Source organism: Achromobacter arsenitoxydans SY8 (assembly GCF_000236785.1).
Taxonomy (GTDB): Bacteria; Pseudomonadota; Gammaproteobacteria; order Burkholderiales; family Burkholderiaceae_B; genus Achromobacter; species Achromobacter arsenitoxydans.
Genome location: NZ_AGUF01000067.1, coordinates 1 through 13,006, shown reverse-complemented (window position 1 = coordinate 13,006; position 13,006 = coordinate 1). Strand labels below are relative to the sequence as shown.

Genomic DNA, 13,006 nt, shown 5'->3' with positions numbered 1-13,006 from the left:
TGAATTCAATGAGACGCCGATGCTACCTTAGAGATTGTTTTGAATCAATATTGATTCATTGGAATCCAGAATTCGTAATTCCGGAACAATCCAGTCGCTTACTTCCAAAACCGAGGACGGTTTGTACAAATTGAATCAGCCATGATCCAATACGGCCCAGAGGAAACCGACACATGACAGGGGCAGGCGATGTCTGAAGAGGCAGGGCACGAGCGGCTATTGGTCGCTCTGGCATTGGCGATGGTGGACCAGCCGCGGGCCACGCTGCAGGAGCTGGCCAAGGCCGTGGGCGTCAGCAAGGCGACGCTGTACCGGTTCTGTAAGACGCGAGATCAGCTGGTGCTGCGCCTGATGACGCATTGCGCCCAGGTCATGAAACAGGCGCTGGCGGACTCGCACCTTGATTCGGCGCCGCCGCGCGCCGCCCTGCGCAGCCTGATCGAGCAGCACCTGGCGCACAAAGAGCTCACGGCATTCCTGATCTACAACTGGAAGCCTGATACCGAACTGGAACCCGACATCATGAACAGCTGGTCGGGCTATCAGGAAACGCTGGACGGGTTTTTCCTGCGCGGGCAGCGCGAGGGCGTCTTCCGCGTAGACATCACGGCGGCCGCGCTCAGCGAACTATTGATTGCCGTCATCACCAGCATGGTGGACGCCGAGCGGCGCGGCCGCATCGCGCGGATGGGCATCGCCCAGGTGGCCGAACAGATGATGCTGCACGGCATCGCGGCCGATCCGGGCGGCGGCCCGGGCGGGCGCGCCGCGGGCTGAGGGCGTTCCGGGGCCGGGGCGGCCGCGGGATTCTAGCGGCCCCTGCCCCCTCACAACTTCAGGCGGACGCGACCGGACGTCCGTAGAACGGATAGTTCGGGTCGTTGTAGCCATGGGCCGAGGCATGGCCCGGCGTGACCCACCCGTCCACCACCGCTTCGTCCTCGGGCGTGATCTTCACGTCCAGCGCGGCGTAATAGTCGTCCATCTGCGCCAGCGTGCGCGGGCCGGCGATGACCGCAGTGACGACGGGATTGGCCAGCACCCACGCGGTGGCGAAATGGCCCGGCAGCACGCCGCGGGCGGCGCTGTGCTGCACCAGCTTCTGGGCGATCTGCAGCGATTCCTCGCGGAACTCGGTGGCCAGGATGCGGCGGTCGCCGCGCCCGGCACGGGTGTCCGCCGCCGGGGCCTGGCCCGGCAGGTACTTGCCCGTCAGCACGCCGCGCGCGATGGGGCTGTACGGCACCACGCCCAAGCCGTAGTGCTTGCAGGCCGGCAGGATTTCGACCTCGGGGCCACGGTTCAGCATGTTGTAGTACGGCTGGCATACGACCGGCTGAGGCACGCCCATTTTTTCGCACAGGCGCATCACTTCGGCGATGCGCCAGCCGCGGAAGTTCGACAGGCCGAAGCTGCGCAGCTTGCCCGCCCGGATCAGGTCGCCCAGCGCCCACAGCGCCTCTTCGAGGTTTTCCTCGTGATAGTCGCGGTGCAGGTACAGGATGTCCATGAAGTCCGTGCCCAGGCGCGACAGGCTCTGTTCCACGCCGCGGATCAGCCACTGGCGCGAATAATGCGCCAGATTCGGACCCTTGCCGACGGGATTGCCGATCTTGCTGGCCAGCACCCAGTCGTGGCGGTGCCCTTGCAGCAGCCTGCCCACGACCTCTTCGGAACGGCCTTCGTTGTAGACGTCCGCGGTGTCGATGAAATTCAGGCCATGGTCGCGCGCCGACGCGACGATGCGCGCGGCCTCGTCATCGGGCGTCTGCTCTCCGAACATCATGGTGCCCAGACATAGCGGCGATACGCGGAGATTGCTGGTTCCCAGTCGGCGGTAGTTCATGGCGTGCGTCCTTTTTCGGATGAAGAAGTCTGGCGTGGCCGCGCGGCATGGCGCGGCCGAACGCCACATCTTGCCCGAAAAATCCTGACACGCCGCAAAACCCGGGCGAGACGTGGGCTTATGCCGCCCCGGCGTCCACCGCGGCCAGGATCTTGCCGAACAGCGCGTCCGCGTGCGCGGAGTTGAGCCAGCGCACGATCACGACCATCTTGCGTTCCGGTTCGACCCAGGTGAATGAGCTGCCCGCCCCGACGCCGAAGAAGCTGGACGCCGGCACGCTGGGGAACACCCGGCCTTCGTGATTCAGCCAGATCAGGTAGCCGTAGTACGGCGCGATGGCGCACGGGGTGCGCATGGCCTGCAGCCATTCGCGCGACAGGATCTGGCGGCCGTTGGCCTGGCCGTCGTTCAGCAGCATCTGGCCGATCAGCGCCTGGTCGCGGGCGCTGATGGACATGCCGCCGCCCCAGTGCGAACCGCCCGGCACGGACGGCATGCGCTGGCCGTCGATCTCGACCCAGGCCTCGTCGTAACCCACCCACTGCCAGTCCTCGCTGCAGCCGATCGGGCGCGTGACGGCTTCGCGGAAGACTTCCGGCAGCGGCTTGCGGAACAGGTGCAAGAGCGCATAGGAAAGCTGATTGATGCGCACGTCGTTGTATTCCCAGTACGTGCCGGGTTCCTGCAGGGGCCGCGCGTCGCCCTTTTTGCCGTCGGGCGGCACGCCGAACGTGACGGCGCGATAGCGGTCCGCCTGGTCCGACACGCCAAAGCGTTCGCCTTCCCATTCGCTGGTCTGTTGCAGCAGATGGCGCCAGGTGATGGACGCATTGCGGCCTTCGTCAAAGCCGATGCCCGGCACGCGCTTGCCCACGGGTTCATCCACGTCGGGCAGCAGGCCGCGGTCATGCGCTACACCGGCCAAAATGGCCAGGTACAGCTTGGCCACGCTGAAGGTCAGGTCGGCGCGCTCGGGCTCGCCCCATTCAGCCACCGTCTTGCCGTCCACCACGACCACGCCCGACACCGGACCGCGGTCATGGATGGGGCCCAGCAGGCGGTTCCAGGGCGGCGGATCGTTCAGGTGCACGCCGAAATTGCCCTTGACGCTGCGGTCCCAGGTGGATTCGTGGTCGTTGGCGAACTGGATCGCCTGCTGCATAAGCGTATTCATTATTTCCCTCGTGGTTGTGCGTCAGCCCGCCTCGCCTTCAGGCGTGCGGGTCAGGTATTCCATGGCGGCCTGCAGCCCGCCCGGGCGGTGCGGGACGCCGGCAGCGGCCAGCCCCATCTCCACCCCGGCCAGCGTGCCGCATAGCGTCAGGTCGTTGAAATGGCCCAGATGGCCGATGCGGAAGATGCGGTCGGTCAGCTTGCCCAGCCCCTGCCCCAGCGACATGTCGAAGCGGTCCAGGATGACCCTGCGCAGCGCGTCGGCGCTGTGGCCTTCGGGCACCAGCACCGCGGTCAGCGCCGGGCTGTGCGCGGCGGGGTCCAGGCTTAGCAGTTCCAGGCCCCAGCCGGCCACCGCAAGCCGCGTCGCGCGGGCGTGGCGTTCGTGGCGGGCGTACACCCGCGGCAGTCCTTCGGCCTGCAGCATGGCCAGCGCTTCGTGCAGCCCATAAAGCAGATTGGTCGATGGCGTGTAGGGGAAATAGCCCTTGGCGTTGGGGCCCAGCATCTCGCGCCAATCCCAATAGGACCGCGGCAGGCGCGCGGTCTCGGCGGCGGCCAGCGCGCGCGGACCCACGGCGTTGAACGACAGGCCCGGCGGCAGCATCAGCCCCTTTTGCGACCCGGCCACGGTGACGTCCACGCCCCATTCGTCGTGGCGGTAGTCGATAGAGCCCAGCGATGAAATCGTGTCCACCATCAGCAGCGCGGGATGCCCGGCGCGATCCATGGCGGCGCGCACCGCGGCGATGTCGCTGGTGACGCCCGTGGACGTTTCGTTGTGCACCACGCACACGGCCTTAATGCGGCGCTGCGCGTCTTCGGCCAGGCGCGCGCCGATCAGCGCGGCGTCCACGGGATGGCGCCAGTCGCCCTCCAGGTAGTCCACTTCCAGGCCCAGGCGCCCGGCCAGCTTGCGCCAGAGGCTGGCGAAATGGCCGGTTTCCACCATCAGCACGCGGTCGCCCGGCGACAGCGTATTGACCAGGGCAGCTTCCCAGGCGCCGGTGCCCGATGCCGGGTAGATCACCACGGGCGACGCGGTCCCGAAGACCTGCTTGATACCCGCCAGCACCGACAGCCCGAGTTCGCCGAACTCCGGACCACGGTGGTCGATGGTGGGCTGGTCGATGGCCCGCAGCACCCGGTCGGGCACGTTGGTCGGCCCGGGAATCTGCAGAAAATGCCGGCCGGACGGGTGTTTATTCAGGGTAAGCATGCGTAGCCCCAAAAGCAGACAGTTTGTATACCAACGAAGAATGCGCGGCGGACGGACAGCCTCTGCCGGGCATGCGGACTTGCGGCATGCGTCACTCTATCCCATTGTTTTTACGTCGATAACCTAGGGTATACACCCATCAATCAAGCCCGGAATACAGGTTTATAGTCTCGCAAAACAAGGGGAATTTTTGTATACCAATGAGCAGCGATCCTAGCCTGATGCCGGATCCCGCCGCGGCTGCCGCCGTGGCCGATCCCGCGCCGCAGCCCGCGGCCCGTGTTGCCGGAAACGGCCGCACGCTGGCGGGCACGGCTGCCGGGCAGCTGCGCGAACGCATCATCCAGGGCGAATTTCCGCCCGGCTCGCGCCTGAACGAACGCGCGCTCTGCGACCTGCTGGGCGTCTCGCGCACGCCGCTGCGCGAGGCCTTCCGCCTGCTGGCCGCCGAAGGCCTGGTGCGGATCGAACCCAATCGCGGGGCCCAGGTGGTGGCCCTGTCCGAAGCCAATATCCGCGAAGCCTTCGAAGTCATCGGCGGCCTGGAGGCCATGTCCTGCCGGCTGGCCTGCGAACGCGCCACCGACACGGAAATCGCCGAAATCCGCGCGCTGACGTACGAAATGATGGCCAGCCATGCCCGCCATGACCTGCCCACCTACTTCCGCACCAACCGCGAGATCCACGAACGCATCAGCCTGGCCGCGCACAACAGCCTGCTCAAGGATCTTTACGACGCGCAGAACGCGCGGATCCAGAACCTGCGCTTCGTCTCGAACGAGAACCGCCAGAAATGGGATCTGGCGATGCGCGAACACATAGAAATGGCGGAAGCCCTGGAGGCGCGCGACGCCGACCGGCTGGCAGCCATCATGCGGCAGCACCTGCAGCGCAAATGCGAGGCGGCGCTGAAAAGCCGGAGCGAGACGATAGATACGCAACACATGTAGTGTCCTCAAGAGGAGCCTTCACCATGGCTGATAGTCGCTTCACACCCGTCTCACCTGCGTTGTCCTCCCGCTGCACCCCTCCGCTCAAGGCCCTGGCCGCCGCCCTGCTGGCTTGCGCCGCCCTGGCCTCCCAGCCGGCATTCGCCGGCAAGAAAGACGACACCCTGCGCATGGCCTACGACCAGGCGCCGGAAAGCGTCGACCCCTACTTCAACAACGTCCGCATCGGCGTCATCATCGCCGCCAACGTGTGGGACACCTTGCTATACCGCGATCCCGTCACCAACGAGTACAAGGGCCAGCTCGCCAAGAGCTGGAAGCAGGTCGACGACAAGACCATGGAGTTCGAGCTGCGCGAAGGCGTCAAATTCCATAACGGCGAAGAGTTCGACGCCGACTCGGTCGTCTACACGCTGAACTTCGTAGCCGACCCCAAGAACAAGGCCGTCACGCAGCAGAACGTGTCGTGGATCGACAAGGTCGAAAAGATCGACAAGTACAAGGTGCGCCTGACCACCAAGGAGCCCTTCCCCGGCGCCAAGGAATACCTGTCCACCACCGCGGCCATCCACCCGGCCAAGTATTACCAGGAAGTCGGCCCCAAGGGCATGAACGCCAAGCCGGTGGGCTCGGGCCCGTACAAGGTGGTGGACTACCAGCCCGGCAAGTCCATCACGCTGGAGCGCAACGCCGACTACTTCAAGGACTCGCCCAAGGCGCAGCCCAAGATCGGCAAGGTGGTCATCCGCTTCATTCCCGACCGCCAGACGCAGATGGCCGAAGTCATTTCGGGCGGCGAAGACCTGATCATGAGCGTGCCCAAGGACCAGGCCGAGCAGCTGGGCGGCATGCCCAACCTGCAGATGGTCACCGGCAACACCATGCGCATCGTGTTCATGCAGATGAACATTCTGGACGGCACGCCGGCCCCGCAGCTCAAGGACGAGCGCGTGCGCCGCGCCATCATCCACGCGATCGACCGCAACGCCATGCTGAAGAACATCGTGGGCGAAGGCGGCGGCCTCATCAACACCATCTGCACGCCCTCGCAGGTGGGCTGCACGCAGGACGGCGCACCCACCTACAAGTACGACCCCGCCCAGGCCAAGAAGCTGCTGGCCGAGGCCGGCTACCCCAACGGCTTTGACATCGACATCGTGGCGTACCGCGAGCGCAACCAGACCGAAGCCATCATCAACTATCTGCAGGCCGTGGGCATCCGCGCCAAGCTGAACTTCCTGCAGTACGCCGCCATGCGCGACATGATCCGCGCCAACAAGGCCTCGCTCACCCACCAGACCTGGGGCTCGAACCTGGTCAACGACGTGTCCGCGTCCACGCCGGTGTACTTCGCTTTCGGCAACGATGACATCACCCGCGACCCGAAAGTGCGCGAGCTGCTCAACAAGGGCGACCACACAATCGACCTGGGCCCGCGCAAGGCGGCCTACAAGGAAGCCCTGGACCTGATCGCGGAAAAGGCCTACGCGGTGCCGCTGTGGACGCTGCCCGCCTATTACGTCGCCACCAAGGACGTGAACTTCAAGCCCTACTCGGACGAGCTGGTGCGCTTCTGGGATATGAGCTGGAAGTAAGGCGCGGTTTGCGCCGGGCCGCGTCCGCCGCGGCCCGGCGTTGCTGAACATAGAGGAAGTCCTATGCTTTATTTCACGATCAGGCGCCTGGGCCTGGCGGCGCTGGTGGCGCTGACCGTTTCCGTCCTGGCGTTCCTGCTGCTGCACCTGTCGGGCGATCCGGCGCTGGCCCTGGCGGGAGAAGGCGCGCGGCAGGCCGACATCGACATGATCCGCAAGACCTACGGACTGGACCGCCCGATCATCGTCCAGTACGCCGACTGGCTCTGGCACATCCTGCAGGGCGACTTCGGCACATCCGTGTACTTCAAGACCGAGGCCGGGCCGCTGATCCTGTCCAAGCTTGCGACCACGCTCAAGCTGGGCATGGCCGCGCTGGCGTTCGCGCTGCTTATCTCGATTCCGCTGGGGGTGCTGGCCGCCATCTACAAGGGCAGCATCATCGACCGCGTCTGCCTGGCGATCGCCGTGCTGGGCCAGGCGCTGCCGAACTTCTTCTTCGCGCTGATCCTGATCATGCTGTTCTCGATTTCGCTGCGCATCCTGCCGGTGTCGGGCAGCGGCACCTGGCAGCACTTCGTCATGCCGGCCATCGCGCTGGGCTACTACGTGGCGCCGGCCTTCATGCGCCTGATCCGCGCCGGCATGGTCGAGGTGCTGGGCGCCGACTACATCCGCACCGCGCGCGCCAAGGGCCTGCCGGCGCGCAAGATCATCTTCAAGCACGCGCTGCGCAACGCCATCGTGCCGGTGGTGGCGCTGGCCGCGGTGCAGCTGGGCTACCTGCTGGGCGGTTCGGTCGTCATCGAGACCATCTTCGCGCTGGACGGGCTGGGCTACCTGGCCTACCAGAGCATCACATACAAGGACTACCCGGTGATGCAGCTCATCGTGCTGCTGCTGTCGGTGCTGTATGTCCTGTTGACGCTTGCCGCCGACGTGGCCAACGCGTGGCTCGATCCGCGCATCCGGGTGTCCTGACATGAACTCGCCTACGCTCTCCCCGTCCGCGCCCGCCGCGGCGCCGCTGGAACTGACCGCGGCCGCCCTGCGCTGGCGCCGCCTGCGGCGCAACAAGGCCCTGCTGGCCGGCGGCGGCATCCTGCTGCTCATCGTGCTGATTGCACTGCTGGCGCCCTGGATCTCGCCGCACGACCCCTACTTCCAGGATCTGGCCTACCGCACCGCCCCGCCCGTCTGGTATGAAAAAGGCACCTGGCTGCATCCGCTAGGCACCGACCAGCTGGGCCGCGACTACATGTCACGCCTCTTCTACGGCGCGCGCATTTCGCTGCTGATCGGCGTCAGCGTCGCCCTGATCTCGGGCCTGATCGGCACCGCCATGGGCATGGCGGCCGGCTACTTCGGCGGCAAGGTCGACATGGCCGTGTCGTTCCTCATCACCACACGCCTGTCCATGCCCGTCATCCTGGTGGCGCTGGCCACCGTGGCCATCGTGGGCGGGTCGCTGTGGGTGGTGATCCTGGTGCTGGGCCTGCTGAAATGGGACCGCTACGCCGTCGTGATGCGCAGCGCCACCCAGCAGGTGCGCTCGCTGGAATACGTGGCCGCGGCGCAGGCCGCCGGCGCCAGCACCTGGCGCATCGTGTGGGGCGAAGTGCTGCCCAACGTGGTGCCGCAGCTCATCGTGATCGCCACGCTGGAAGCCGCCAGCGCCATCCTGCTGGAAGCCTCGCTGTCCTTCCTGGGCCTGGGCGTGCAGCCGCCGCTGCCGTCCTGGGGCCTGATGATCTCGGAGGCCAAGGCCTACATGTTCTTCTCGTTCTGGCTGATCGCCATTCCGGGATCGGCGCTGGCGCTGCTGATCTTCGCGATCAACCTGGCCGGCGACGGCCTGCACCAACTCCTGACGCCTGAAGAGAGGGCCTGAGCATGAACGGCACGGATATCGTCCTGGATGTACAGGGACTCACAGTCGACATCGCCACGCCGCGCGGCGCGCTGCACGCCGTGCGCGACGTCTCCTTCCAGGTCAGGCGCGGCGAGACGCTGTGCCTGGTCGGGGAATCGGGCTGCGGCAAGTCGATGACCTCGCTGGCCATCATGGGCCTGCTGCCCAAGGCCGCCCGGCGCAACACGCGCCGGCTGGCGGTGCTGGGCGAAGACCTGTCCAAGGCTCGCGGACGGCGCATCAACGCGCTGCGCGGCAGCAAGATGGCGATGATCTTCCAGGAGCCCATGACGGCGCTGAACCCCGCCTACGCCATCGGCGAACAGCTGACCGAACACTACATCCACCACCGCGGCGCCAGCAGCCAGCAGGCGCGCGACCGGGCCGTAGAGTTGCTGGAGAAGGTCGGCATCGCCTCCGCCGGCCAGCGCCTGGCGCAGTATCCGCACCAGCTGTCCGGCGGCCTGCGCCAGCGCGTGATGATTGCCATGGCGCTCATGTGCGGACCCGAACTGCTGATCGCCGACGAGCCCAGCACCGCGCTCGACGTCACCATTCAGGCCCAGATCCTGCGGCTGCTGGCGGACCTGCAGGCCGAACTGGGCATCGCCATGGTCCTGATCACGCACGACCTGGGCGTGGTGGCGCGCATCGCGCGGCAGGTGGCCGTGATGTACGCGGGCCAGATCGTCGAGGAAGGCCCCGTGGCCGACATCTTCTCCGCCCCGCGCCATCCGTACACGCAAGGGCTGCTGGGCTGTATCCCCGTGCCCGGCCGCAGCGCGCCCGGCGAGGCGCTGGGCACCATTCCCGGCGTCGTCCCGTCGCTGGTGGGCGAGCTGCGCGGCTGCGCCTTCGCCGACCGCTGCGCCTACGCGCAGGCGCAGTGCCTCACCGCGGTTCCCATCCACGGCCAGCCGCCCGGCCAGCAATGGCGCTGCATCCTCGGCGCCGAAGGAGTGCCGGCATGAGCGCGCTGCTGCAAGCCGATGCCGTCAGCCGGCAGTTCACCGTCCGCGCCGGCATGTTCCGCCCGCGCGCCACGCTGCACGCGGTCAACGGCGTGGACCTTTCCGTGGACCGGGGAGCCGTGCTGGGCATCGTGGGCGAATCCGGCTGCGGCAAGTCCACGCTGGCGCGCATGCTGCTGGGCCTGACCCCGCCCACCGAAGGCGCGATCCGCCTGGAGGGCCAGGACATCCGCCAGATGGACCGGCGCGCGCTGGCCCGCCGCGTGCAGCCCATCTTCCAGGATCCGTATTCGTCGTTGAACCCTCGCCGCTCCATCGCTTCCATCGTGTCGCTGCCGCTGGAGGTGCATGGCATCCCCAACCCCAAGCTGCACAAGGCCATCGAAATGCTGGAGCGCGTGGGCCTGCCGCCGCGGCTGGCCCACAACACGCCCGGCCAGCTCTCCGGCGGCCAGCGCCAGCGCGTCGCCATCGCGCGCGCGCTGGTGATGAATCCCGAAATCGTGATCTGCGACGAGCCGACCTCCGCGCTGGACGTGTCGGTCCAGGCGCAGATCATGAACCTGCTGATGGACCTGCGCCGCGACTTCAACCTGACCTACGTCTTCATCAGCCACAACCTGGCGGTCGTGGAGCACATCGCCACCCACGTGTCGGTGATGTACCTGGGCCGCGTGGTCGAATCGGCGCCCACTGCCCGGCTCTTCCACGACCCGCGCCATCCCTACACGCAGGCGCTGCTGGCGTCGGTGCTGACGCCCGAGCCCGGGCTGGGCATCCCCGACATGGGCCTGGGGCTGTCCTTCCCAGACCCGCTGCATCCGCCTTCCGGCTGCCCCTTCCATCCGCGCTGCCAGCACGCCATGGCGCAATGCAAGACCGAGCGCCCGGCGCTGGCCGTGCGCGAACAGGCCCTGGTGGCCTGCCACCTGTATCCGCCCGCCCCTACGACTTCCCCTGGAGCCCCCCAGCCATGACCCGCGCACAAGCCATCGCCCTAGCGGAACAATGCTTCGATTCCGGCGCCTTCCGGACACTGCTGGCGCGCCGCGTGGCGCTGCCCACGGAAAGCCAGAACCCCGACCGCGCCGCCGTGCTGGCGGACTACCTGGACGCCGAAATCCGCCCGGCCTTCGAAGCGCTGGGCTTCACCTGCCGCACGCTCACCCACCCGAAGGCGCTGGCCCCCTTCCTGTATGCCGAGCGCATCGAAGACCCCGCCCTGCCGACGGTGCTGGGCTATGGGCATGGCGACGTCATCCGCGGGCTGGAACGCGAATGGAAGGAAGGCCTGTCGCCCTGGGCGCTGACCGAATCCGAAGGCCGCTGGTATGGCCGCGGCATCGCCGACAACAAGGGCCAGCACACCATCAACATGGAGGCCCTGCGGCTGGTGCTGGAAGCCCGCGGCAAGCTCGGCTTCAACGCCAAGTACCTGATCGAGATGGGCGAGGAAACCGGTTCCATGGGTCTGCGCGAACTGTGCGCCGAACACAGCGAGCTGCTGGCGGCGGACCTGCTGATCGCCTCGGACGGCCCACGCCTATCCGCCCCCCGGCCCACCATTTTCCTGGGCGCGCGCGGCAGCCTGAACTTCGACCTGACCATCGACGCCCGCGCCGGCGGCCATCACTCCGGCAACTGGGGCGGGCTGATCTCCAACCCCGGCCTGCAGCTGGCCCACGCCATCGCCAGCATCGCGTCGCCCGTCGGCCAGATCCGCATTCCGGAATGGGTGCCCAAGGAACTGCCGGCCGCCGTGCGCCGCGCGCTGGCGGACTGCGAAGTCGACGGCGGCGCGGACGGCCCGGAAATCGAGCCGGACTGGGGCGAGCCCGGCCTGTCTCCCGCCGAGCGCGTGTTCGGCTGGTGTTCCTTCGAAGTGCTGGCCTACAAGACCGGCAACCCCGACACCCCCGTCAACGCCATTCCGCCGCGCGCCTGGGCGCGCTGCCAGCTGCGCTTCGTGGTGGGCGTGGACCCTGACGACCTGATTCCCGCCCTGCGCCGCCACCTGGACAGCCAAGGCTTTTCGATGGTCAAGATCACGCTCACGCGCGAATCCATGTTCCGCGCCACCCGCATCGACCCCGACGATGCCTGGGTGCGCTGGGCGGTCGACTCGCTGGAACGCACCTCGGGCGAAAAGACCGCGCTGCTGCCCAACCTGGGCGGTTCGCTGCCCAACGACATCTTCACCGACGTGCTGGGCCTGCGCACGATCTGGGTGCCGCATTCCTACCCGGGCTGCTCGCAGCACGCGCCGAACGAGCACCTGCCGCCTGAGCTGCTGCGTCAGGGGCTGTGCCTGATGACCGGGCTGTACTGGGACATGGGCGCGGGCGGCACGCCGGCCGTAGCGCGCTGACGCCCAAGGCCGGCGTGAGTCCGCCGGCCATCGTCGCTACAGCGTTCTGCCGAAGAACGATGTCAGCTTGCCGATGGCCGCGTCCACATACTTCGGCACCCAGTAGGTCTCGATATGCGTTGCGCCGTCGATCCTGAACAGCTCCTTGTCGCGCGTGCCCGAGGCCCTGACGAACGCGTCCTCGGTCATATACAGGCTGTCGGCCCGGGTGCCCGCGATCATCAGCAGCGGCCGGTCGATGAGTTCGATCTGGTCGGTCGCGTCAAACCGCATCAGGTCCAGCAGGCTGCTCGTCGTGTACTTGAACGTGGATCCCGGGTGCGCATGCGTCTTCCAGTAGTACTCGTACCCTTGCCGGTACATTTCGAAGGGCAGCCTGGCGATCTGCTCGTCGCTCAGGTTTGCGTCGCCTGAATAGCGTATTTCCCCGCCCGCCGCTTCCTGCGCGCGCGCGGCCGACGCCTGCTGCAGGCGTTCCTGGACGGTGTTCAATTGCGAATCGGCGAATCCGTTGCGGCGGACGCGGCCTGAGTTGAACATGCTCAGCGTCGCCACCGACTTGAAGCGCTTGTCGGATTGCGCGGCGGCCAGCGTGTAGCCGCCGCCCCCGCAGATTCCCAGCACACCCAGCCGGTCCTGATCGACGCCCGCATACCGGGCGATGAAATCCGCCATGCCGTGGATGTCCTCGATGCGATGCTCGGGCTTGTCCACGTTTCGCGGCTGGCCTGCGCTGCCGCCCTGGTACGCCGCGTCCGCGGTGATCGTGACATAGCCCGCCTCGGCCAGGCGCTGGGCATACAGGCCGGCCACCTGTTCCTTCACGCCCCCGTTCGGATGCGCGATCACCACGGCGGGATAGCCCTTCTTCGGGTCGAAGCCTGACGGCGTGTACACGTTGGCGACGATGTCCAGGCCATGCAGCTTGTACGTAACCGGGTGGATATTGACCTTGCCGGGTTCGTTTTGCGT

Annotated in this window: 12 protein-coding genes; 8 read left to right on the top strand and 4 right to left on the bottom strand. The window is 67.0% G+C overall.

Going from position 1 to position 13,006, the window contains the following annotated elements:
- Nucleotides 1–189: 189 nt before the first annotated feature.
- On the top strand, nt 190–777 hold the full coding sequence (locus KYC_RS20885; RefSeq protein ID WP_043519033.1) for a TetR/AcrR family transcriptional regulator: 588 nt from the start codon (nt 190–192) through the stop codon (nt 775–777).
- A 58-nt stretch (nt 778–835) separates the two neighbouring features.
- Here the strand turns inward: KYC_RS20885 and KYC_RS20880 are convergent, their stop codons facing one another.
- The 3 genes from KYC_RS20880 to KYC_RS20870 form a co-directional block, all read right to left on the bottom strand.
- Entirely contained in the window at nt 836–1,846 is a 1,011-nt protein-coding gene (locus KYC_RS20880; RefSeq protein WP_008166085.1) for an aldo/keto reductase, read from the bottom strand.
- 118 nt (nt 1,847–1,964) lie between these two features.
- Nucleotides 1,965–3,020, bottom strand: coding sequence for a serine hydrolase domain-containing protein (locus KYC_RS20875; protein ID WP_043519032.1), 1,056 nt, complete (start codon nt 3,018–3,020; stop codon nt 1,965–1,967).
- Nucleotides 3,021–3,041: 21 nt separating this feature from the next.
- Nucleotides 3,042–4,238 carry a pyridoxal-phosphate-dependent aminotransferase family protein gene (locus KYC_RS20870; protein WP_008166081.1) on the bottom strand — a complete coding sequence of 399 codons (1,197 nt, stop codon included), beginning with the start codon at nt 4,236–4,238 and terminating at the stop codon, nt 3,042–3,044.
- A 200-nt stretch (nt 4,239–4,438) separates the two neighbouring features.
- Between KYC_RS20870 and KYC_RS20865 the strand changes: the two genes are divergently transcribed.
- From KYC_RS20865 to KYC_RS20835, 7 genes are all read left to right on the top strand, one after another.
- Entirely contained in the window at nt 4,439–5,188 is a 750-nt protein-coding gene (locus KYC_RS20865; RefSeq protein ID WP_008166079.1) for a GntR family transcriptional regulator, read from the top strand.
- Nucleotides 5,189–5,211: 23 nt separating this feature from the next.
- Nucleotides 5,212–6,783: an ABC transporter substrate-binding protein gene (locus tag KYC_RS20860; protein ID WP_043519031.1), complete on the top strand. Its 1,572-nt coding sequence runs from the start codon at nt 5,212–5,214 to the stop codon at nt 6,781–6,783.
- A 63-nt stretch (nt 6,784–6,846) separates the two neighbouring features.
- Nucleotides 6,847–7,764 carry an ABC transporter permease gene (locus KYC_RS20855; protein ID WP_008166076.1) on the top strand — a complete coding sequence of 306 codons (918 nt, stop codon included), beginning with the start codon at nt 6,847–6,849 and terminating at the stop codon, nt 7,762–7,764.
- A gap of 1 nt (nt 7,765) precedes the next feature.
- Entirely contained in the window at nt 7,766–8,674 is a 909-nt protein-coding gene (locus tag KYC_RS20850) for an ABC transporter permease (RefSeq protein WP_008166074.1), read from the top strand.
- Between the two features lie 2 nt (nt 8,675–8,676).
- On the top strand, nt 8,677–9,666 hold the full coding sequence (locus KYC_RS20845) for an ABC transporter ATP-binding protein (RefSeq protein ID WP_008166073.1): 990 nt from the start codon (nt 8,677–8,679) through the stop codon (nt 9,664–9,666).
- The gene (locus KYC_RS20840; RefSeq protein WP_008166071.1) at nt 9,663–10,643 is read left to right on the top strand and encodes an ABC transporter ATP-binding protein; all 981 of its coding nucleotides are present in this window, start codon (nt 9,663–9,665) and stop codon (nt 10,641–10,643) included. The genes KYC_RS20845 and KYC_RS20840 overlap by 4 nt, the downstream gene beginning before the upstream one ends.
- A complete protein-coding gene (locus KYC_RS20835) occupies nt 10,640–12,034 on the top strand; it encodes a M20 family metallopeptidase (RefSeq protein ID WP_008166068.1) in 1,395 nt (464 codons plus the stop codon). Before KYC_RS20840 ends, KYC_RS20835 begins: the two co-directional genes overlap by 4 nt.
- A gap of 36 nt (nt 12,035–12,070) precedes the next feature.
- Here the strand turns inward: KYC_RS20835 and KYC_RS20830 are convergent.
- Nucleotides 12,071–13,006: alpha/beta hydrolase (locus tag KYC_RS20830; RefSeq protein ID WP_008166066.1), on the bottom strand; the 936-nt coding region annotated here is incomplete at its 5' end.

Coding starts and splice junctions, on each gene's coding strand:
- KYC_RS20885 (WP_043519033.1), top strand. CDS start 190: ATGTCTGAAGAGGCAGGGCACGAGCGGCTATTGGTCGCTCTGGCATTG.
- KYC_RS20880 (WP_008166085.1), bottom strand. CDS start 1,846: ATGAACTACCGCCGACTGGGAACCAGCAATCTCCGCGTATCGCCGCTA.
- KYC_RS20875 (WP_043519032.1), bottom strand. CDS start 3,020: ATGAATACGCTTATGCAGCAGGCGATCCAGTTCGCCAACGACCACGAA.
- KYC_RS20870 (WP_008166081.1), bottom strand. CDS start 4,238: ATGCTTACCCTGAATAAACACCCGTCCGGCCGGCATTTTCTGCAGATT.
- KYC_RS20865 (WP_008166079.1), top strand. CDS start 4,439: ATGAGCAGCGATCCTAGCCTGATGCCGGATCCCGCCGCGGCTGCCGCC.
- KYC_RS20860 (WP_043519031.1), top strand. CDS start 5,212: ATGGCTGATAGTCGCTTCACACCCGTCTCACCTGCGTTGTCCTCCCGC.
- KYC_RS20855 (WP_008166076.1), top strand. CDS start 6,847: ATGCTTTATTTCACGATCAGGCGCCTGGGCCTGGCGGCGCTGGTGGCG.
- KYC_RS20850 (WP_008166074.1), top strand. CDS start 7,766: ATGAACTCGCCTACGCTCTCCCCGTCCGCGCCCGCCGCGGCGCCGCTG.
- KYC_RS20845 (WP_008166073.1), top strand. CDS start 8,677: ATGAACGGCACGGATATCGTCCTGGATGTACAGGGACTCACAGTCGAC.
- KYC_RS20840 (WP_008166071.1), top strand. CDS start 9,663: ATGAGCGCGCTGCTGCAAGCCGATGCCGTCAGCCGGCAGTTCACCGTC.
- KYC_RS20835 (WP_008166068.1), top strand. CDS start 10,640: ATGACCCGCGCACAAGCCATCGCCCTAGCGGAACAATGCTTCGATTCC.